Source organism: Avibacterium sp. 20-132 (genome assembly GCF_023611925.1).
In the GTDB taxonomy this organism is placed as follows: Bacteria; Pseudomonadota; Gammaproteobacteria; order Enterobacterales; family Pasteurellaceae; genus Avibacterium.
In genome coordinates this window covers 1,383,705-1,403,137 of record NZ_CP091456.1, presented here as the reverse complement: position 1 = coordinate 1,403,137, position 19,433 = coordinate 1,383,705, and the positions used below count along the sequence as shown (strand labels likewise).

Here is a 19,433-nt window from a genome sequence, read left to right as displayed (position 1 = left end):
GATTACTGACGATAATTAGCTAGAAAACGTCCTAATCGCCCAAGCGCATCTTCAATTTGATTTACATAAGGCAAGGTAACAATGCGGAAGTGATCCGGGGAATGCCAGTTAAAACCGCGTCCGTGTACTAATAGCACTTTCTCTTGACGCAACAAATCCAGCACCATTTTTTCATCATCGTAAATATTGAATTTTTTCACATCAATTTTGGGGAACATATAAAGCGCGCCCATTGGTTTCACGCAACTCACTCCCGGAATTTGATTAATCAGTTCATAGGCTTTATTGCGTTGTTCTAATAAGCGCCCACCGGGCAGAATAAATTCATTAATGCTTTGATAGCCCCCTAATGCGGTTTGAATGGCGTGTTGCATTGGGTGATTTGCACATAAACGCATTGAAGCGAGCATATCTAGCCCTTCAATATAACCTTTTGCGTGCTGTTTCGGGCCATTTAAAATCATCCAGCCTTGACGGAAACCTGCAACGCGATAAGATTTAGACAACCCATTAAAGGTAATGGTTAATAAATCCGGCGCAAGTGCCGCAATATGATGATGAACCGCATCGTCATACAAAATTTTGTCATAAATTTCATCGGCAAAAATAATCAATTTATGTTCACGAGCAATATCCACAATACCTTGCAATAAGTCTTTGCTATACACCGCCCCCGTTGGATTATTTGGGTTGATAATCACAATAGCCTTAGTTCGAGAGGTAATTTTGCTTTTAATATCAGCTAAATCAGGAAACCAATCTGCCTGTTCATCACATAAATAATGCACCGCTTTTCCGCCCGCTAACGTAGCAGCAGCTGTCCATAATGGGTAATCAGGCATCGGGATCAACACTTCATCATCATTATTCAATAAGGCTTGCATTGACATCATAATCAGCTCAGACACGCCATTACCGATATAAACATCATTCACATTTGCGCCCTGAATGCCTTTTGATTGGTAATATTGCACAATGGCTTTACGTGCAGAATATAACCCTTTGGAATCACAATAACCTTGTGCTGAGGTCAGATTACGCAAAATATCCACCAAAATTTCATCTGGGGCTTCAAAACCAAAAGGCGCAGGATTGCCGATATTTAATTTTAAGATTTTATGTCCATCTTCTTCTAAACGTAGCGCCTCTTTATGCACTGGCCCACGAATATCGTAACAAACGTGTTCTAACTTGCTTGATTTAGGAAAGGTTGTCATTGTTATTATCCTTTTGGTTGCAATATCAATAATGTTGCGTGCGGTTATCATTTGGGGTAAAAAATTGCCGATAAAAATCGGCTTATTTTTTACCGCACTTTACGCTTATTTTACAAAGATGAAAAGATTTTATAAAAAATTTTCATAAAGTGCGGTAGAATTAGCCCTTATTTTTAACTGATTTTTTTGCCAAAAACAACGCTTTTTAAATGGATAATTTACGCACAATAAAACAACAGCTTTTGGCGCAACTCCGCCCTTCTCTGCTTGAACATAAGAAGATCGCTTGTGTGCAGGCAGAAATGGTTACGAACCTCAATTTATTAAGCTGGCTAAAAGCGCAAAAAACCTATCCGCAGTTTTACCTTAATTTCCGTGATAGCAAGCAAGTTGTCGCCGCTATCGGACAAGTGCGGTGCTTTTGGGAATTAAATCTGGCACAAACTTTTATACAAGAAAACCATTATCCCTTAGTGGGCGGTGTGCAATTTTATGGTGACAGCCAATTTTTCTTGCCGCGTTTGTATTTGCAACAGCAAGAAAATAAGCTAAAAATTCAACTATTCATCGATCAAACAAAAGATTTTGCACAAGAATACCAAGCCTGCTTAAACGCATTAGAAACTTTTGAAAAAAGCAACGCACTTTGTCCAATTCAACAATCCATTCATTTTGGGCAAAAACGGGCAGCACAAGCACAATGGTGTGAATGGGTAGAACAAGGTTTACAGCAGATTAAGCAAGGCTTACTAAATAAAATTGTATTGGCGAATGAAACACTTTTCCACTCAGAAGGAAAACTGAACGCCTATGATTTTTTGGCTGAAAGTGAACGCTATAATTTCGGTTGCTATCATTTTCTATTTGCTGAAACGGAAGAATGTATTTTTATTGGCTCAAGCCCTGAACGCCTGTATCAACGGCAAGGCACACAACTGCAAACCGAAGCATTGGCGGGGACAGCCTTAGTGGGCGAAAATGCACAAGAAACCGCACAACAAGCCCAATGGCTTCTGCAAGATAAAAAAAATATTTATGAAAATCAACTCGTTGTTGATGACATTAAGCAACACCTTGCACCTTATAGCCAATATATTGAGGTTTCGCCCTTAGGTCTGAAAACCTTGCGCCAAGTGCAACATTTAAGACGTAAAATTTCTGCACAGATTTCCCCCGAATATGGTGATAACCTTTTCTTAAATGCCATTCATCCTACCGCGGCGGTAGCTGGCTTAGGACGAAATGAAGCCATCGCATTTTTACGTCAAACGGAAACCTTTGACCGCCGTTGGTATGCAGGAACATTAGGCGTAATGCAAAAAGAATGGGCAGAATTCTGCGTGGCGATTCGCTCAGCGTTCATTGAGCAAGAACAAATTCGCGTTTTTGCCGGTGCGGGGATTGTTGAAGGCTCTATTCCCTTGTTAGAATGGCAAGAAATTGAGCGTAAAGCCTTAGGATTAATTTCTTTATTACAAGAATAAACATAGAAAGAACGAACAAAATCAATGGAGAACCCTATGTCAGTGAGTGTATTTAATCGTTGTTGGTCAAAAGTGATCTTGGAAACCCTGATTCGTCAAGGGGTTAGCCATTTTTGCATTGCACCTGGTTCTCGTTCTACCCCACTCACGTTAGAAGCCGCTCGCCTTGAACAAGGTGGCAAAGCCAAATGCCATACCCATTTTGATGAGCGTGGTTTGGGTTTTCTCGCCCTTGGTTTAGCTAAAGCAAATAAAAAGCCTGTGGCGATTATTGTAACTTCTGGCACGGCAGTGGCAAATCTTTATCCCGCGGTGATTGAAGCGCGCCAAAGTGGGGTAAATCTCATTGTATTGAGTGCCGATCGCCCGCCTGAATTATTGGAGTGCGGTGCAAATCAAGCCATTTTACAGCACAACATTTTTGCTGATTATCCTGTCGCAACAATAAATTTACCTCGTCCTAGCCAAGATTATTCACCTAACTGGCTGATTTCGCTTGTGGAACAGGCTTGTTATCGACAAAGCCAGCACGCTGGTGTCGTACATATTAATATGCCATTTGCTGAGCCGTTATATGAAGCCAATGCAGAGCAAATTGATCAACATCCTTGGCTTATGCCAATTCAGCGTTGGTTAAGCCAAAACAAACCGTGGCATAACCATCAAGCCCCACAAAAAGAAGTGGTAATGCACGAACATTGGGATCATTGGCGTACAAAACGTGGGATTATTTTGGTTGGAAAACTCCCCACAGAGCAAGCTATGGGCATTCGCACTTGGGCTGAAACGCAAGGCTGGATTATGCTCACAGATATTCAATCTGGCGTTGAGCCAACCCTACCTTATGCGGATATTTGGCTGGCAAATCAAACCGTTAAACAAAAATTGCTTGAAGCAGATATTGTGTTGCAATTTGGCTCGCACTTTATTAGCAAACGTATAAATCAATTTATGGCGGCCTTTAAAGGGGAATATTGGATCATTGAACCTTCAGATAATTCGGTTGATCCAAACCATCACGCACACACCCGTTTTAATGGAAAAATTCATCATTGGCTACGCGCCCATCCCCCTTTACGCCAGAAACCTTGGCTATTAGAGCCAATCGCACTGGCTAAGTTCTGTGCCAGCTTTGTGGAACAGCAAGTGGGCGGTAATTTGAATGAGGCCTCTTTAGCTCACCATTTAGAGCGTTTATTACCCAATAATGGACTGCTCTTTTTGGGCAACAGCCTCTTTGTACGCTTGGTTGATGCCCTAACTAAATTGCCAGAAGGCTACCCGGTGTACACCAACCGTGGCGCAAGTGGCATTGACGGCTTACTTGCCACCGCAACAGGCTTAAGTTTAGGTTCAAACCAGCCTGTGGTAGCAATGCTTGGAGATACTTCCGCCCTCTATGATCTCAATTCTTTGGCCTTGCTCAAAAAGGTGAATCAGCCAACCATTATTTTTGTGATCAATAATAATGGCGGCGCAATTTTCGATATGCTGCCTGTGGATGCGGAAATGAAAAATAAATTCTATCGTATGCCGCATAATTTAGAATTTTCTCACGCGGCGTCAATGTTTGATCTCAAATATGCACGTCCTTACACTTGGGCGGATCTCAGCTCCGTGCTTAAACAAGCTTATTTCCGCCGCGAAGCCACCTTAATCGAAATTAAGGTGAACAATAGCGATGGCAGTAATATTTATAAACGTCTGATTGAACAAATTAGCCACGCTGTTATTGGCGCTTAAATAAGAAGCTTAAGTAATGGCAAAACCCCATTTAGTTTTTCTGCACGGTTTACTTGGTACAAAGGCGGATTGGCAAAAAATCATCGAAAAACTACCGCACTTTTCCTGTCTCGCTCTTGATCTCCCCTTACACGGGGAGAATAAACATATTAACGTGACAGATTTTGACAACGCAGCAAAAATACTCGCTCAACAAATTCAAAGTGCGGTGCAAAATCAGCCCTATTTTTTAATAGGTTATTCACTAGGTGGACGGCTTGCTCTTTACTATGCCTTACAAGCCGAAGTAGAAAAAGGTGATTTACAAGGGTTGATTTTAGAGGGGGCAAATTTAGGGCTAACCTCCGAGCAAGAACGCCAACAACGCTGGCAAAATGATTGTGATTGGGCTGAACGTTTTGCCACTCAGCCAGCTCATCAGGTATTAGAAGATTGGTATCAACAACCCGTGTTTGCCCACTTAACCGCTGAAAAACGGCAGGCCTTGATCAAACTTCGCCAAGCTAATTGTGGTGAAAATATTGCTCAAATGCTTAAAGCCACTTCTCTTGCCAAACAACCTGATTTTCGCTCACAAGTGCGGTCAAATTCCTTGCCAATTTTTTATCTTTGCGGTGAAAAGGATGTCAAATTCTGTCAAATGGCGGTGGAAAACCAACTCAACTTACATTTCATTCCCAATGCAGGACATAATGCTCATCAAGAAAATCCACAGGCTTTTTCGCAATGTTTGGCACACATTCTCGCTAAAATTCATTCTATTTAAGTGAAAAGCTCAGTATTTATAAGATGTTAAGTAAGCACTAGGTTGGAAAAATGCTGATTAATACGAAAATCTAATGACAAATTTGTATGGATAAATCCGCCAGTTTTTCCCATACATCATCACTAAATTCAAGTTTTACCAAACGTTCTAATTCGGCGAGCTGTTGAATAATTTCATACAGTTTACGATAGTTTAAGCGTTGAATCGCTTGTAAGAAAAGTGGGCGACGTGTTTGCCAAATTTTGAGTTGATCAAATTTTTCACGCAATTTCGCCGTAGAAAGCCCTTGATCAATATTGCTCATTCCTTGTTGTGGTTGAGTGAGTGTCAAAAGGGTTATTAACTCACGTTGCAAGGTACGCAATAAAATTACAGGCTGAATTTCCTCACCACGCAACCCAGCTAAAATTCGTCTGGCACGCTGGCTTTTTCCCTCAAGTAAGGCATCAACCCATTGAAATACGGTAAACACGGAGGATTGTTCCACCACATTTTGCACGCGAGATAAGGTGATTTTATCCTTTGGATAAAGCAATGCCAGTAGCTGCAAGGTCTGTTTTAAGGCAAGAAGATTATTTTCGTAGCTATAACACAAAAGCTGGATTGCCTCTGGCTCAATAAAGATTTCTAAGGTTTTACTACGCCCGACAATCCAACGAGGTAGTTGTTCAATACTTGGTGTTTGACAATTTACGAGAGAAAATTGCGGATCAAACTGACTGGCTTGCACAAACCAATCTTGTTTTTCCATTGGTTTGGTGAGTTTTGCCATTTGCAAAATGAGTAGCACATCTTGATTTAACAAACTTATTAATTCAGCGATACGCTTTTGTAAAAGTGCGGTGAGATTTTCAGGAAAATTTAACACTAAAATTTGACGACTGAAAAATAATCCCATTGATTGCACTTGTTCGTTTAAGGCGATCCAATCGGTGCTATTATCAATAGTCATTTCATTTTTTTCATCAAAGTCTTGCTGTTTTGCCGTTGTGCAAATGAGATCCTTGCTTTCTTGTAAAAGCAAAGGATCTTGCCCCACTAAACAATAAATTGATGCTAACTTTTTATCTAGCGAGGCACTGAGCTGATCGGCAAACAGACGTTGCATTATTGGCTTTTCACCTGCTGTTTTAACGCCACCATTTTGCTGATAAGTTGGCGCGCTGCTTGCTCACGCATATCATTCCAAATTACCTCTTTTTCCGCCGATTTAGCTAATGCTGCACGTGAGTTATCAAAGAAAGTGCGGGTTACTTGCGTATTAATTGGATAACGTTGCTTGTTTTTAAGCTGAATGTTCGCCTCCACTTGTAACACTAATACTTTTTCAGCCTCACGTCCTTGCTTGAAAATAGATGCCACTTCACTGTTCTCACGCACATTATTTAAGCGAAATACCACCACATCGCCTTGCTCAACAAGTTGGATATTATTGGCTCTTAACTGCTTACGCATTGCAATCGTCATCGCATCATAAGGATCACGGCTTTCTAGACGCAATGTTCTTAGTTCTTGCGGAATCAATTCGCCATTTTGGAAATGAAAACCACAAGCCGTGAGTAATGCGACAGCACTGACGAGAGATAATTTTTTAAGTAAGTTCAACATTTGATTTTCTCTTAATAATTCGCCCCACCTAATGCGTGGGGCATAGGATCATTTCGCTACAAAGCTAAATAACTTACCGGGTACATAGATGGTTTTCACAATGTTTAGACCATCTAAGAATTTTTGTACATTCGGATCAGCAAGCGCAATGTCTTTAATCACCTCTTCTGTCATATCCGCAGGCACAGTAATTTTAGCGCGCACTTTACCATTAACTTGCACCACCACCAGTTTTTCGTCATCAATCATTGCTTGCTCATCGGCTTTCACCCAAGGAGCAAAGTCAATCGCCTCTTGATTTCCAAGCTCTTTCCATAATTGGAAACAAATGTGCGGAGTGATCGGATAAAGCATTTTAACGACCGCATTTAACGCTTCAGCCATTACCGTACGATCTTGTTCATCTTCTAATGGGGCTCTGGTTAATTTGTTCATTAACTCCATCACCGCAGCAATCGCCGTGTTAAAGGTTTGACGACGACCGATATCATCGCTCACTTTCGCAATAGTTTTATGCACATCACGGCGTAAGGCTTTTTGAGCGTTAGAAAGTGCGGTTGGATTTAGCGCCGTTTTTGCAGGATTTTTACTGTACTCAAAGACTAAATTCCATAAACGGCGTAAGAAACGGTTTGCCCCTTCCACGCCAGATTCTTGCCATTCTAAGGTCATTTCAGCAGGGGAAGCAAACATCATAAATAAGCGCACGGTATCCGCACCGTATTTTTCCACCATTTCTTGTGGGTCAATACCGTTGTTTTTCGATTTTGACATTTTTGTCATTCCGCTGTGGACTAACTCGCGTCCTTCATCATCAATGGCACGGATAATGCGTCCTTTCTCATCGCGTTCAAGGGTTACTTTAGTTGGTGATACCCAAATGCGCTCGTTGGTGTCACTGGTGTAATAGAACGCATCAGCTAATACCATTCCTTGGCACAATAATTTGTTTGCTGGCTCGTCAGAGTTTACTAAGCCCGCATCACGTAATAATTTGTGGAAGAAGCGGAAGTAAAGCAAGTGCATTGTGGCGTGTTCGATCCCACCGATATATTGATCCACAGGTAGCCAGTAATTGGCTTCTTCTGGGTTGAGCATTGCTTGGTGGAAATCTGGGCAAGTGTAACGCGCGTAATACCACGAAGATTCCATAAAGGTGTCAAACGTGTCGGTTTCTTTCAATGCGGGTTGTCCGTTATAAGTGGTTTTTGCCCAATTTGGATCCGCTTTGATCGGGCTGCGCACACCGTCCATTACCACATCTTCAGGTAACACGATCGGTAAATCAACCAATGGAGCAGGCACAACTTCACCGTTTTCCAGTGTTAGCATTGGAATTGGTGCGCCCCAATAACGTTGGCGTGATACCCCCCAATCGCGTAAGCGATAATTCACTTGACGCTTGCCCACACCCATTTGTTCTAATTTATCCGCAATCCCTTTGAATGCAGCATCAAAACCTAAACCATCAAATTCTGCTGAATTAATCAAAATACCGTGTTCAGTATAAGCCTGCTGTGATAAATCTAACGGGCTACCGTCTTCTGGCGTGATAACAGGGTAAAGCGGTAAATCATATTTTTTAGCAAATTCATAATCACGCTCATCGTGCGCTGGTACGGCCATTACCGCCCCTGTGCCATAGTGCATTAACACAAAATTCGCGACCCAAACAGGCACTAATTTCCCTGTAATCGGGTGAATGGCGTGAATGCCCGTTGCCATTCCTTTTTTCTCCATTGTGGCAAGCTCTGCTTCCGCCACTTTCGTGTTTTTGGCTTCTTGAATAAATTGGGCAAGTGCGGGGGTATTTTGTGCTGCTTTTTCCGCTAATGGGTGTGCTGCGGCAACAGCCAGATACGACACACCATAGAACGTATCTGGACGTGTCGTATAAACCGTTACGGTTTCATCAGAATTTTCAATATTAAAGGTTATTTCTACCCCTTCTGAACGACCGATCCAGTTACGCTGCATCGTTTTCACCATATCAGGCCATTCTGGCAGTTGATCTAAACCGCCCAATAATTGCTCAGCATAGTCAGTAATCTTAATAAACCATTGTGGGATCTCTTTTTGTTCCACAGGGGTATCACAACGCCAGCAACGCCCTTCGTGAACTTGCTCATTAGCAAGCACAGTTTCATCATTCGGACACCAGTTTACGCTAGAGGTTTTTTTATACACTAAGCCTTTGCGGTAAAGCTCCGTGAAGAACCATTGCTCCCATTTATAATATTCAGGTTTACAAGTGGCAATTTCACGATCCCAGTCAAAACCGAAGCCCAAAATTTTGAGCTGATTTTTCATATATTCAATATTTTCGTAGGTCCATTTGGCAGGCGCGGTTTTATTTTTCACCGCTGCTCCTTCCGCAGGTAAACCAAATGCATCCCACCCCATTGGCTGTAACACATTTTTACCGTTCATTCGCTGGTAACGAGAAATGACATCACCAATGGTATAATTACGAACGTGCCCCATATGCAAGCGACCAGATGGATAAGGGAACATTGAAAGGCAATAATATTTCTCTTTACTCGGATCTTGCACCGCTTTAAATGTCTTATTTTCAGCCCAATATTTCTGCACTTCACTCTCAATCAAATCAGGGCGATATTGTTCTTGCATAATGTTACCTTCAAAAAATTATCAAAAAATTGACCGCACTTTTCCCCCTTTACCAGAGGCGATTTTAGCGGTATAGATGAATAAGAAAATGTGGTATAGGATAGCGTAAAATAAGGGAAATTGATAGAACTTTAAATACGCCTATTGCTTTAGGTTTTATGGAGAGAATCAAGAAAATTGATTAAATTGCGTTTTTGATCATTACTCAAATGCCCCCAATGATAATCTAGGCGCATTTTTAGGGCGTCATTCCGAATAGGGACATATTCATCTTGCAAAGAAAAAGTGAGATTTTCTGATTTTACATCTGCAAAGAACCAACTAATCGGGGTATTCAAAATCACGGCAATATTCACAAGATGCGAAACATTAATCTTAGTTACGCCACGTTCATAGCGTGAAAATTGTTGCTGAGAAACGCCAATCTGTTCAGCCAGATTTTCAGCTGTAAAGCCCACTTCTTTCCGTCTTTGTTGAATTTTTCTACCAATCGCGGCATCAACCTCAGCAGCAATAAATTTGCTCATTCTTTTCTCCGTAGCTTAATACTCTTTGAATGATATTTTTTGCCATTTATACGCTTGAGTTTATATCTTTGATGTTGTATATTTTTACTTATACTCATTAAAAGAGTATTTGAGGATTTAATTTAACTATTAGGAGAACAATATTATGAAAAAAGTTTTAATGACATTAATGATTTTAATGGCAACGAGTTGTGCAATGCATCCCTATCCTCCTATGCCAGAAGAACAATGGTATAAACAAGGAATAAGCCAAGAAGAAGTCAGAACTAGCAAGGCAAAGTGTATTTATGACGTAGGGATGAATAAAGTTGCTCCAACAGAAAAAGATATATTAATCATCAGCTGTATGCAGGCAAAAGGATTCATATGGGGAGTATCTCCAGATGACAAAGAAAAATGGGAACGGAAAGTGGAAATGCTTAAAAAGCAAGGTTATAAGCTATTTTGAGGTAGGAATATCATTAACTAATATGTCCCCAGCATCTTTATTATTTTATTAATAATGATAAATTTTTTGGAGAAAAAATGGATAAACTTATTTTACTGCTATTGGGGTGCACTTTATTAATTACATCTTGTGCAACACAGGATAAAACTCCCCATAGCGAGAAGTTCGTTACTATTGATGGTAGCACCATAAATATCTATTATGGTGTGGGTAAACCAGGATATGAACTACAAAAGCCAACCCCCTCACAAGATAATCTTCGAGTCATAACAAGAGGACATACTGCTGGTAAGGTGGCGATTAATAGTACTCTAGGGGTGATTTTATGCAATCCATTTTCTTTATTGCACTGTAATTGGACAGATCTTGGTTTTTCAAAAGAAGAACTTGAAGGAAGCATAACTAAGATTCCCAATATAAGCCATAGTTATGCCTATCCTAAATATATTGAAGCAATAAAACAAAATATTCGCTTCTCGACTACTCAAGATTATTCACCCACCCCAATTTATTTTTACGTAAAGCCTAATTATCTTGTCTACGATGATCAATACTTTAAATTAAAAGTAGGATTTGAAATTTATTTGAACCATTCTCGAGTTGATGGGGCTTTTAAATGTGAGGAAGAGAAAACAGGTATTACTTATGAAGAATGGATTGCTAATGATTATACTTTAGCAATAAATGAGGGAAAGAAATTGATAGATAAATGTTTCCAACGTCTAGATAAAAATCATTTTGAGCATTTACGCAACTTGATGGAACAAAAGAGAAAAGAGTTTTTATAATATAAAAATAAATTGAACGTTTCTTTTCTGAGAAAATGTATCTAAAAGAGGGAGCGTTCATATTTTATTTAGTGATTTATTCGCTAAAGGTGCTTTCAAAATAATAATATATATTTTGTTAAAGTTATATTGATTTCAAATGACATTTTTCATACAACGGCAGTAAATCTTGAATAGTTTGTACGATAAATTCCACCGCATCAATGTGATCTAATTCAGCTTTTTCAATATTTTTTCCTATACAGAAAAAATCTTCATCATTGTTGAGTAAAAAATCCTGTGCAGAAAGCGACCGCACTTTGCGGAAATCGGCGTATTCGCTTTCATCACCACGCCAAAAATCAAAATCGGCATACTGTGCTTGATCCAACTGTTCAACCCATTGGTTGTATTGTTGCACATTGATTTGCGAGCGATCAGCGCGGTAGCAATGCCAATCAAGACTCACTTGTAAACGGCGACGATTTAAGATAACCGATAAAATCGCTGCAGAATTTTTGTTAAATTCATATTTAAAATAAGCAAAAAAATGCGCCCGCACTTGCCACCCGTTACACCATTTTTCAATATGAGGTTCAGCAAAAGGTGCGCCAAGCTGTTGTGCCACTCGTAAGATGGCGGTCTTCCATAAATTCCAGTCCCGTTTGTAATCCGCTTTAATTTGTGGGATTTGTTCAGGGCAAAATTTTTTCATTTGTGCGAACTGAAAAAAAGGCAAATTAAATAGATCGCAACTGGCAGAGGTAATCAGTTTTGCTTTCATTTTTTAGGTATATTGTTTCATTGCTGGTTGAGTAAAATAACGCTTATCTTCCCAGCGTAGCATTGTCATTCGATTGCCCCACACGCAGCCGGTATCAAGGGCATAAATATTAGCTGGCGTAGGCGTATCCACTAAACTTGCCCAATGGCCAAAGACGATATTTTGTGTTTTAAACAACGGATTATTAAGCCTAAACCAAGGTGTCAGTTCAGCGGGGGCTTCATCAACAGGGGCTTTGCAATCAAAGTCAAGGCGGTGATCATAATAGCAAAAACGCATACGGGTAAACACATTAATAATGTAACGTAAACGGTCGATACCGTGCAAATCAGGCGACCAGCGATCTGGCTGGTTATCATACATTTGCGCGATCATTGCATAATAATCACCGTGACGTAGCACTTGTTCCACTTCGCTAGCACAAGCTTTCGCGGTGTCAAGATCCCAATCAGGTGAAATGCCGGCATGAGTAAGCAAGAAATTGGCTTGCTCATTATGAATAAGTAAGGGTTGCTGGCGAAGCCAGTCAATCAACTCGTGAAAATCAGGGGCGTTGAAAATGGCATCCACACGATCTTTGCGCTTCACTTGCTTAATTCCAAGTGCGGTAGAAATTAAATGCAAATCGTGATTGCCTAGCACAGTGTGAGCCGCCTTGCCAAGCGATTTGACTAAACGCAAACATTCGAGCGATTTATCCCCTCGCGCCACCAAATCACCAACCAAATAAAGGATATCTTGGCTTGGATCAAACTTTACCTTTTCCAGCAAAGCGTGCAGTTCATCATAACAGCCTTGCAGATCGCCGACTAAATAAGTTGCCATTGTCTATTCCACTTCACTCTGTTCATTTTCCAGCACGGGATTATCACACAGCCAGTTTGCCAATCTTACATAATCGGCAATGGAGAGATTTTCCGCTCGTGCGTTCAAATCAATACCAAGTGCGGTGAGATGTTCTGCAGAAAATAATGTAGAGAGCGCATTGCGCAAGGTTTTTCGACGTTGATTGAAGGCTTGCGTACAAACACGGTTGAGCCAATATAAATCCTTCACTGGGTGTGGCAACGTGCTATGCGGAATTAAACGAACCACCGCAGAATCCACTTTTGGTGCAGGCTTAAATGCGCTCGGCGGTACTTCCAATACAGGCATTACTTGGCAAAAATATTGCGCCATAATGGTTAAACGGCCATAAGCCTTGCTATTTGGTGCAGCACAAAGGCGTTTTACTACTTCTTTTTGTAGCATAAAATGCATATCTTGAATTTGTTCGCAATAGTTGAACAAATGGAACATTAATGGCGTTGAAATGTTATAAGGAAGATTGCCGAAAATACGTAATTTCTGATTTTTTTCTGCCAGTTTTTCATCTTGATAAAGCTGAGCAAAATCAAACTGCATTGCATCTGCTTCGATCACATTCAATTTTTGGTGTAAAAAGGGATGATGGCGTAAACGTTCAGCCAGATCGCGATCTAACTCAACCACCGTTAAACGTTCAACACGTTCCGCCACAGGTTCTGTTAATGCCCCTAAACCGGGACCGATTTCCACCAAATATTGATCTGGCTGTGGATAAATAGCTGCCACAATACTTTGAATAATATTATCATCGGATAAAAAGTTTTGCCCAAAACGCTTACGGGCGGTATGACCTAAATGTTTTCTTGAATTCATAATGATTGATACTGTTAAAAAAGACGCACTATTATAAAACAAAAATCCCAGCATGGGGGCTGGGATTTTACGATTGATTAGTTGAAATATTTTATATCTGCTGTTTTTCGTAATGCTTTTACCCAATCTTTAGAAGCAAATTCAATTTGTTGATTAACAAGTTGCTGATAGGCTTTTTGCATATAAGCTGCCTGAGTCCTATCGCCTTTACGAGTATCCGTTACTTCTAAAATATGCCAACCAAATTCAGTTTTAAATGGATTAGAAATAACGCCTTTTTTACTTTTTACAATAGTTTTCGCAAAAGGCTCAACATAGGCTTCGGGAAAAGCAAAGCCTAAATTTCCACCATTTGCACCAGATAAATAATCTTTTGAATAATTAAATGCTGCCTCAGCAAAGCTAGTCTTACCCGATAGGATTTCAGCGCGTACTTGTGCCAATTTAGCTTTAGCTTGTGAATCATTTAAAAGTGGGTTTAATTTCAATAAGATATGACGAACTTGATATTCAGTTCCCATAACTTTCTTTTCAGTACCATTCGCTTTTGCTTGTTCAAGTAATTTTAAGCCAAGAGCTTGAACTTCTTCGCGAGAAACATTAATACTTTTACCAATTGCTTGATTTCTAACTTGCGACATTAATAATTGATCAGCAATTTGACGACGATATTGATCATAATTAATACCCTGATAATCTAGTGCATCTAATAATTGACCAAAAGTTAAGCCATTCTGCGCTGCAATGCTTTCAATGACTTGATCAACTTGTGCATTAGTAATTTTTATCCCTGACTCTTGCACCGCTTGTCTAGTTAAAATCTGATCAATAATCATATCTAACGCATTCTGATAATTTGCTTTATTATTTGCTTTCTTACCAATGACAGATTTGACTTGGCTTTCTAATATTGGTGCGCCATTGACTGTTGCCACAACTCGTTCCACTGCATTCGCATTACTCACAATAGCTAGCATACCTACTACGCTAAATAAAAAAGCTTTTATATTAAATTTTTTCATAGATTTCCAGTATCAAATTAGTTACATAATTATTTTATTACTACTTTAGAGCTTAAATGATAAAAAAGGTTCCATATTTAATAGTAATTAAACAGATAAAATGATTCTACCTATTTTTACCTAATAATGCTACTTCATAACATTGATCAAACTTCATTGTGCGCACTTGCACTTTTTCTGTGCGACTGGTTGGCACATTTTTGCCCACATAATCCGCACGAATGGGTAATTCACGGTGTCCGCGATCAACAAAAATAACTAATTCCACTTTTGCTGCACGTCCAAAATCAATTAACGCATCTAATGCGGCCCGAATGGTTCGCCCGGTAAATAAGACATCATCGACTAAAATCACGATTTTATTTTGAATGCTGACATAATTTGATGCACCGCTATAAACGGGCGATTGACTTTGTGGCTCAACATATTCTAAATCATCGCGATAAAAAGTAATATCCAAATCAAGGGAAGGGACTTCTTTCCCCGTTAAATCATTAATTTTACGCTTAATTAATTCTGCGATCTCTGCCCCACGGCGTTTAATGCCGACGATCACTAAGTCATCAAGATGTTGATGTTTTTCTATGATCTCGTGTGAAATCCGAGAAATGGTTCGCATAAATCGATCTTCATCAATAAGAATTTTTTCTGCCATTTATAAATCCTAGGTTGTGATAAATTTTTTCGCTACTATACCAAAAACTCACAAAAAAATGACCGCACTTAATAAAATTCTTTCTCGCTCAACATAACGAAAAAGCACAAACGGGCGTTTGTGCTTTGTATCGTTAATCGATGGCATACCCTGCATTCGGCAAGCGCTTGCCATCTAAATAAGCCTTGCCAGCCTCAAGCGTTAACCGATCGGTAACAAACCATTTAATCACCAAAGGATAAATTTGTTGCTCTTGATATTTCACTCGCTGCTCAATATCAGCCACTTCATCATCAGGAAAAATCGGCACTTTCGCTTGTAGCACAATTGCCCCGCCATCTACCTCTTCATTGACAAAATGCACCGTTGTGCCGTGTTCTTGTTCGCCCGCCTCTAAAGCTCGCTGATAAGTATGTAAACCGGGGTATTTCGGTAACAATGAAGGATGAATATTGAGAATTTTACCTGCAAAACGTTGGGTAAATTCAGCAGTCAAAATTTTCATATATCCAGCTAGGACAATCAAATCCGCCCCTAATGTGGCGATATAATCACCAATAGCCTGATCCATTTGCTTATTATCTGCATAATCTTTTCGCTCAAAAAGTGCGGTAGGAATTTCAGCCATTTTTGCCCGTTGTAACCCATAAGCCGTTGCTTTATTAGAAATGACAGCACAGATTTGTGCGGGGATATCGCCAACCTTGCAGGCATCAATAATGCTTTGCAAGGTTTGCCCCTCACCAGAAATGAATACAGCGATCTTTTTCATTAACGAATAATAACCTGCTGTTCACCTTCACTTAGGCTTTCAATATGCCCAATCTGCCACGCCGTTTCGCCCGCTTGGTGTAATAATGCTAAAGCGGTTTCCACTTGATCTTGTGGCAAGGCAATGATCATTCCCACACCACAATTGAAAGTGCGGTACATTTCATAACGTTCAATATTGCCCTGTTCTTGTAGCCAGTTGAAAATAGCAGGCCATTGCCAGCTTGATTCATCAATCACCGCTTTCACATTATGTGGTAACACGCGTGGAATATTTTCCCAAAAACCACCGCCTGTTAAGTGAGAAATGGCGTGAACAGACACGTGTTTGATTAATTGCAAAATGGATTTTACATAAATTTTTGTTGGCGCTAACACTTGATCGGCGAAAGGTTTTCCGTCTAATTGTGCCGTAGCTGGCTCAATGCCTGAACGTTCGATTACTTTACGGATTAATGAATAGCCATTGGAATGCGCCCCACTTGAGCCTAATGCGATTAAGGCATCGCCCACTTTCACCCGACTACCGTCAATAATTTCAGATTTTTCTACGACACCGACGCAGAACCCCGCCAAATCATAATCACCTTGATGATACATACCTGGCATTTCAGCAGTTTCACCGCCGACTAAGGCACAACCTGCTTGCTCACAACCATTTGCGATACCTTTAATCACACTCGCTGCCACATCAACGTCTAATTTACCTGTGGCATAATAATCAAGGAAAAATAGTGGTTCAGCGCCTTGCACCACTAAATCATTCACGCACATCGCTACCAAGTCAATGCCAATGGTATCGTGTTTATTCAAATCAATGGCAAGGCGTAATTTTGTCCCAACACCATCTGTGCCTGACACCAAAATTGGCTCTTTATATTTACTTGGCAATGCACAAAGAGCGCCAAAGCCACCCAATCCCCCCATCACTTCTGGACGCGTAGTGCGTTTTACATCGGCTTTAATTTTTTCCACTAACGCATTGCCAGCGTTAATATCGACACCTGCATCTTTGTAACTTAATGATTGTTTGCTCACGATTTTTTCCTATATGACTTGAGTTACTAAAAATCGCGCGTATTGTATCACGCCTACGCAATCGTTTGCGATAAATTTTCTCTTGTCTCATTATTTTCATTCTTTAGACGCATTTTGATTTGTGCAACAGCTCACAAAATTGGCTTTTTTTGTTAGAAATTGCCCCCCAAATATGCAAGAATAATTTTAACCTAATCAACATGCATTCTTCCTCAGAATGTAAGGAGGTCAAAATGAGAAAATTAGGTTTATCACTGAGTGTAATGCTACTCGCTGCTTGTTCTGCCACCCCAACTTCACCTCCTCCCGAAGTCAAACTCGTGCTACCAACCTTAACCAAAGCGGGCTATTTCAAGTTAGCACCGAATGCCGAATATTATGTGGATACCCAATCGGTTTGGGTGGATAACGAAGACAAACATTTAATTCATTTTGATGTCGTGATTAATTCAGATAAAGGCTTATTCGTGTATAAAGACCGTCCTGAACTTTACGCGCGATCCGTGCGTCAATATAAAATACTCAACTGCGACACTTATCGTCTGACACAAGTTAGAACAGATTATTACAGTGAATTTTGGGGCGATGGTATCCGCGCAGCGCTACGCAAACAACAACGGCATACGGTAAAATTGCAAAAAAATTCCACCCTTTATGTATTGGGTCAAGTGATGTGCGCCAATATGTATCGAAAATGGTAAATGAAAAAACAGGCTCACTAAAATAGAAAAAACGAGAAGAAAAAAAGTGCGGTGCAAATTTTCAGCATTTTTGCACCGCACTTCTTATTTAAGCATTACGGGCGTTTAATCAAACGCTTACGCATTTTTATATTGATCATTTCAACCACAACAGAAAAGCCCATCGCGAAATAGATATAGCCTTTTGGAATATGGAAATCTAAGCCTTCGCCAATTAATGCTACGCCCACTAAAATCAAGAATGAAAGCGCTAGCACTTTTAGCGTTGGGTGAGCTTCCACAAAATCGCCAATCGGTTTTGCCGCAAGCATCATCACTCCCACAGCAATAATGATCGCTAAAATCATTACGCCAACTTGACTTGCCATTCCCACTGCGGTGATCACGGAATCAAGGGAAAACACAATATCTAAAATGGCAATTTGAATGAGTACGCTGAAAAAATTCACTTTTTTCACCGCACTTTGTTCTTCTTCCTCTTCTGGCGTCATTGCGTGGTGAATTTCGTGGGTACTTTTGGCAACGAGGAACAATCCCCCTAAAATTAAAATGAGATCTCGTCCTAAAATTGATTGTGAAAATACCTCAAATAATGGGGTGGTTAATTTCATCAGCCAAGAAAGGGAAAGCAGTAATAAAATACGCGTTGCCATTGCTAAGCCTAACCCAATCAAGCGTCCAGATTGGCGTTGTTGTGCTGGTAAACGTCCAACTAAAATGCTGATAAAAATGATGTTATCAATGCCTAACACAATTTCTAATGCAGTTAGGGTAAATAAGGCCACCCACGCCTCTGGGCTGGCAATCCAATCAAACATAATCCGTTCCTTAAAGAAAGTAGAGATAAAGCGAGCAATAATATAGATTTCTCACTTTAATGCAAAGGGAAATCAGCTATTTCGCTGAAATTGTTGCAAGATTTCGTGTGTGAAATTTTTGCGTAAATAAAAACCGAGTGGCAAGGTGTCAATCATCTCACCGTTTCGCCCAATGCCTTTCGTGAGCGATTTCCGATTTGCGCCTTTAGGACGAAGTTGTAACACTTCACCCAGACGTGCGGTAATTTCATCAAGGCGGCCAAATACGATATATTCCATTAATTCTTCCCAATCTTGTTGTAAGCGTTGTTCTTGTTCATAAGAAGGTTGCCACAAAATAGGCTGTCCGATATGACGCTCAGCAAGAGGAATATTGCGTTCGCCTTCAATGGGTATCCACAGCACTTTAGATAATTTATGCCGAACGTGGGAAGATTGCCACGTAATGCCACTATTTTGCACTAGTGGGGCAAGGCTGACAAAGGTGGTTTCTAAAGGTTTGCCCTGACGGTCAATGGGAATGGTTTTAAGTTCAATGCCAAGGTGGGCAAAATCTTGTTCTGCTTTGCTTCCTGCGGTTGCGCCTAAGGCGCTTTCCAGCAACATACCTACCCAGCCTTTATCCCGTTTCAAATTGGCTGGCACAGCAATATTCAGCCCTTTGGCAACTTCACCAAAGGTGAGACCAGCGAGAGATTGCGCGAGGGAAAGAAGGGCTTGTTCGGAGTGCGGACTATTCGGACTATTCATAAAGTGCGGTACTTTTTTATCTG

Annotated in this window: 20 protein-coding genes; 6 read left to right on the top strand and 14 right to left on the bottom strand. The window is 40.4% G+C overall.

Annotated features, from left to right (window positions below; genetic code table 11):
• Positions 1-2 precede the first annotated feature (2 nt).
• Positions 3-1,217, bottom strand: coding sequence for a pyridoxal phosphate-dependent aminotransferase (locus L4F93_RS06685; protein ID WP_250349578.1), 1,215 nt, complete (start codon positions 1,215-1,217; stop codon positions 3-5).
• 209 nt (positions 1,218-1,426) lie between these two features.
• On the opposite strand from L4F93_RS06685, the gene L4F93_RS06680 reads away from it, so the two are divergent.
• Genes L4F93_RS06680 through menH form a run of 3 tightly spaced genes read left to right on the top strand, consistent with a single transcriptional unit; the run spans position 1,427 to position 5,210 of the window.
• The gene (locus L4F93_RS06680; RefSeq protein ID WP_250349577.1) at positions 1,427-2,701 is read left to right on the top strand and encodes an isochorismate synthase; all 1,275 of its coding nucleotides are present in this window, start codon (positions 1,427-1,429) and stop codon (positions 2,699-2,701) included.
• A 36-nt stretch (positions 2,702-2,737) separates the two neighbouring features.
• Positions 2,738-4,444, top strand: a complete 1,707-nt coding sequence (menD, locus tag L4F93_RS06675; RefSeq protein ID WP_250349576.1) for a 2-succinyl-5-enolpyruvyl-6-hydroxy-3-cyclohexene-1-carboxylic-acid synthase — start codon at positions 2,738-2,740, stop codon at positions 4,442-4,444.
• Between the two features lie 16 nt (positions 4,445-4,460).
• Entirely contained in the window at positions 4,461-5,210 is a 750-nt protein-coding gene (gene menH / locus L4F93_RS06670) for a 2-succinyl-6-hydroxy-2,4-cyclohexadiene-1-carboxylate synthase (RefSeq protein WP_250349575.1), read from the top strand.
• A gap of 70 nt (positions 5,211-5,280) precedes the next feature.
• Here the strand turns inward: menH and holA are convergent, their stop codons facing one another.
• From holA to L4F93_RS06650, 4 genes are all read right to left on the bottom strand, one after another.
• Entirely contained in the window at positions 5,281-6,318 is a 1,038-nt protein-coding gene (gene holA / locus L4F93_RS06665) for a DNA polymerase III subunit delta (protein ID WP_250349574.1), read from the bottom strand.
• Positions 6,318-6,818 carry an LPS-assembly lipoprotein LptE gene (locus L4F93_RS06660; protein WP_250349573.1) on the bottom strand — a complete coding sequence of 167 codons (501 nt, stop codon included), beginning with the start codon at positions 6,816-6,818 and terminating at the stop codon, positions 6,318-6,320. Before L4F93_RS06660 ends, holA begins: the two co-directional genes overlap by 1 nt.
• Positions 6,819-6,866: 48 nt before the next feature.
• Positions 6,867-9,449, bottom strand: coding sequence for a leucine--tRNA ligase (gene leuS / locus L4F93_RS06655; protein WP_250349572.1), 2,583 nt, complete (start codon positions 9,447-9,449; stop codon positions 6,867-6,869).
• Between the two features lie 149 nt (positions 9,450-9,598).
• Positions 9,599-9,976, bottom strand: a complete 378-nt coding sequence (locus L4F93_RS06650) for a helix-turn-helix domain-containing protein (protein ID WP_250349571.1) — start codon at positions 9,974-9,976, stop codon at positions 9,599-9,601.
• Positions 9,977-10,121: 145 nt separating this feature from the next.
• On the opposite strand from L4F93_RS06650, the gene L4F93_RS06645 reads away from it, so the two are divergent.
• Together L4F93_RS06645 and L4F93_RS06640 are read left to right on the top strand one after the other, a co-directional pair.
• The gene (locus L4F93_RS06645; RefSeq protein ID WP_250349570.1) at positions 10,122-10,424 is read left to right on the top strand and encodes a hypothetical protein; all 303 of its coding nucleotides are present in this window, start codon (positions 10,122-10,124) and stop codon (positions 10,422-10,424) included.
• 77 nt (positions 10,425-10,501) lie between these two features.
• Positions 10,502-11,212 (top strand): hypothetical protein, encoded by a 711-nt coding sequence (locus L4F93_RS06640; protein WP_250349569.1) that lies wholly within the window; start codon positions 10,502-10,504, stop codon positions 11,210-11,212.
• A 124-nt stretch (positions 11,213-11,336) separates the two neighbouring features.
• On the opposite strand, the gene L4F93_RS06635 is transcribed toward L4F93_RS06640, so the two are convergent.
• The 7 genes from L4F93_RS06635 to purM form a co-directional block, all read right to left on the bottom strand.
• Positions 11,337-11,963 (bottom strand): glucose-6-phosphate 1-dehydrogenase family protein, encoded by a 627-nt coding sequence (locus L4F93_RS06635; protein ID WP_250351646.1) that lies wholly within the window; start codon positions 11,961-11,963, stop codon positions 11,337-11,339.
• A gap of 15 nt (positions 11,964-11,978) precedes the next feature.
• Positions 11,979-12,800 carry a bis(5'-nucleosyl)-tetraphosphatase (symmetrical) ApaH gene (gene apaH, locus L4F93_RS06630; protein ID WP_250349568.1) on the bottom strand — a complete coding sequence of 274 codons (822 nt, stop codon included), beginning with the start codon at positions 12,798-12,800 and terminating at the stop codon, positions 11,979-11,981.
• A gap of 3 nt (positions 12,801-12,803) precedes the next feature.
• Positions 12,804-13,655, bottom strand: a complete 852-nt coding sequence (gene rsmA, locus L4F93_RS06625) for a 16S rRNA (adenine(1518)-N(6)/adenine(1519)-N(6))-dimethyltransferase RsmA (RefSeq protein WP_250349567.1) — start codon at positions 13,653-13,655, stop codon at positions 12,804-12,806.
• A gap of 77 nt (positions 13,656-13,732) precedes the next feature.
• Positions 13,733-14,677 carry a peptidylprolyl isomerase gene (locus tag L4F93_RS06620; RefSeq protein WP_250349566.1) on the bottom strand — a complete coding sequence of 315 codons (945 nt, stop codon included), beginning with the start codon at positions 14,675-14,677 and terminating at the stop codon, positions 13,733-13,735.
• Positions 14,678-14,783: 106 nt separating this feature from the next.
• A complete protein-coding gene (gene pyrR / locus L4F93_RS06615; RefSeq protein WP_250349565.1) occupies positions 14,784-15,332 on the bottom strand; it encodes a bifunctional pyr operon transcriptional regulator/uracil phosphoribosyltransferase PyrR in 549 nt (182 codons plus the stop codon).
• Positions 15,333-15,465: 133 nt separating this feature from the next.
• Positions 15,466-16,104, bottom strand: coding sequence for a phosphoribosylglycinamide formyltransferase (purN, locus tag L4F93_RS06610; RefSeq protein WP_250349564.1), 639 nt, complete (start codon positions 16,102-16,104; stop codon positions 15,466-15,468).
• Positions 16,104-17,141 carry a phosphoribosylformylglycinamidine cyclo-ligase gene (gene purM, locus L4F93_RS06605; RefSeq protein WP_250349563.1) on the bottom strand — a complete coding sequence of 346 codons (1,038 nt, stop codon included), beginning with the start codon at positions 17,139-17,141 and terminating at the stop codon, positions 16,104-16,106. Before purM ends, purN begins: the two co-directional genes overlap by 1 nt.
• Positions 17,142-17,374: 233 nt before the next feature.
• Between purM and L4F93_RS06600 the strand changes: the two genes are divergently transcribed.
• On the top strand, positions 17,375-17,842 hold the full coding sequence (locus L4F93_RS06600) for a surface-adhesin E family protein (RefSeq protein WP_250349562.1): 468 nt from the start codon (positions 17,375-17,377) through the stop codon (positions 17,840-17,842).
• 95 nt (positions 17,843-17,937) lie between these two features.
• Here L4F93_RS06600 and L4F93_RS06595 read toward each other — a convergent pair whose 3' ends face one another.
• Both L4F93_RS06595 and mutH read right to left on the bottom strand, forming a co-directional pair.
• A complete protein-coding gene (locus L4F93_RS06595) occupies positions 17,938-18,660 on the bottom strand; it encodes a TerC family protein (protein ID WP_250349561.1) in 723 nt (240 codons plus the stop codon).
• A 72-nt stretch (positions 18,661-18,732) separates the two neighbouring features.
• On the bottom strand, positions 18,733-19,410 hold the full coding sequence (gene mutH / locus L4F93_RS06590; protein ID WP_250349560.1) for a DNA mismatch repair endonuclease MutH: 678 nt from the start codon (positions 19,408-19,410) through the stop codon (positions 18,733-18,735).
• Between the last annotated feature and the right edge of the window lie 23 nt (positions 19,411-19,433).

Coding starts and splice junctions, on each gene's coding strand:
- L4F93_RS06685 (WP_250349578.1), bottom strand. CDS start 1,217: ATGACAACCTTTCCTAAATCAAGCAAGTTAGAACACGTTTGTTACGAT.
- L4F93_RS06680 (WP_250349577.1), top strand. CDS start 1,427: ATGGATAATTTACGCACAATAAAACAACAGCTTTTGGCGCAACTCCGC.
- menD (WP_250349576.1), top strand. CDS start 2,738: ATGTCAGTGAGTGTATTTAATCGTTGTTGGTCAAAAGTGATCTTGGAA.
- menH (WP_250349575.1), top strand. CDS start 4,461: ATGGCAAAACCCCATTTAGTTTTTCTGCACGGTTTACTTGGTACAAAG.
- holA (WP_250349574.1), bottom strand. CDS start 6,318: ATGCAACGTCTGTTTGCCGATCAGCTCAGTGCCTCGCTAGATAAAAAG.
- L4F93_RS06660 (WP_250349573.1), bottom strand. CDS start 6,818: ATGTTGAACTTACTTAAAAAATTATCTCTCGTCAGTGCTGTCGCATTA.
- leuS (WP_250349572.1), bottom strand. CDS start 9,449: ATGCAAGAACAATATCGCCCTGATTTGATTGAGAGTGAAGTGCAGAAA.
- L4F93_RS06650 (WP_250349571.1), bottom strand. CDS start 9,976: ATGAGCAAATTTATTGCTGCTGAGGTTGATGCCGCGATTGGTAGAAAA.
- L4F93_RS06645 (WP_250349570.1), top strand. CDS start 10,122: ATGAAAAAAGTTTTAATGACATTAATGATTTTAATGGCAACGAGTTGT.
- L4F93_RS06640 (WP_250349569.1), top strand. CDS start 10,502: ATGGATAAACTTATTTTACTGCTATTGGGGTGCACTTTATTAATTACA.
- apaH (WP_250349568.1), bottom strand. CDS start 12,800: ATGGCAACTTATTTAGTCGGCGATCTGCAAGGCTGTTATGATGAACTG.
- rsmA (WP_250349567.1), bottom strand. CDS start 13,655: ATGAATTCAAGAAAACATTTAGGTCATACCGCCCGTAAGCGTTTTGGG.
- L4F93_RS06620 (WP_250349566.1), bottom strand. CDS start 14,677: ATGAAAAAATTTAATATAAAAGCTTTTTTATTTAGCGTAGTAGGTATG.
- pyrR (WP_250349565.1), bottom strand. CDS start 15,332: ATGGCAGAAAAAATTCTTATTGATGAAGATCGATTTATGCGAACCATT.
- purN (WP_250349564.1), bottom strand. CDS start 16,104: ATGAAAAAGATCGCTGTATTCATTTCTGGTGAGGGGCAAACCTTGCAA.
- L4F93_RS06600 (WP_250349562.1), top strand. CDS start 17,375: ATGAGAAAATTAGGTTTATCACTGAGTGTAATGCTACTCGCTGCTTGT.
- L4F93_RS06595 (WP_250349561.1), bottom strand. CDS start 18,660: ATGTTTGATTGGATTGCCAGCCCAGAGGCGTGGGTGGCCTTATTTACC.
- mutH (WP_250349560.1), bottom strand. CDS start 19,410: ATGAATAGTCCGAATAGTCCGCACTCCGAACAAGCCCTTCTTTCCCTC.